The 629-nt window shown below is 65.8% G+C and carries 1 protein-coding gene; it reads left to right on the forward strand.

The genetic code is table 11. The annotated features are described in order from the left end of the window. Nucleotides 1-629 (forward strand): 5-aminolevulinate synthase (gene hemA, locus ACMUVN_RS33275; RefSeq protein ID WP_414816053.1); only part of this gene is annotated, 629 nt, incomplete at both ends.

The raw sequence follows: 629 nt of genomic DNA on the forward strand, positions 1-629 counted from the left end.
CTCGAAGCCAAGCTTGCGGCCGCCGATCCGAAGGCGCCGAAGCTGATCGCCTTCGAGAGCGTCTATTCGATGGACGGCGACATCGCCCCGATCAGGGAGATCTGCGACCTCGCCGACAAATACGGGGCGATGACCTATCTCGACGAAGTGCACGGGGTCGGCATGTACGGTCCGCGCGGCGGCGGTATTGCCGAGCGCGAGGGCCTGATGGACCGGCTGACCGTCATCGAGGGCACGCTCGGCAAGGCGTTCGGGGTGATGGGCGGTTATATCGCCGCGTCGACGGCCCTTTGCGATTTCATCCGCTCGTTTGCCTCCGGCTTCATCTTCACCACGGCGCTGCCGCCGGCGCTCGCCGCCGGCGCCGTCGCCTCGATCCAGCATCTGAAGGTCAGCCAGTTCGAGCGCGCCCGCCATCAGGACCGGGTCCGCAAGCTGAGAGCGCTGCTCGACCAGCGCGGCATTCCGCATATGCCCAATCCGAGCCATATCGTGCCGGTGCTGGTCGGCGATGCGGCCAAGTGCAAGTGGATCTCCGATCTGCTGCTCGACAATTGCGGCGTCTACGTCCAGCCGATCAACTACCCCACGGTGCCGAAGAAGACCGAGCGGCTGCGCATCACGCCGAC

It is taken from the genome of Rhizobium sp. IY2, from assembly GCF_047532935.1.
GTDB classification, from domain to species: Bacteria; Pseudomonadota; Alphaproteobacteria; order Rhizobiales; family Rhizobiaceae; genus Rhizobium; species Rhizobium anhuiense.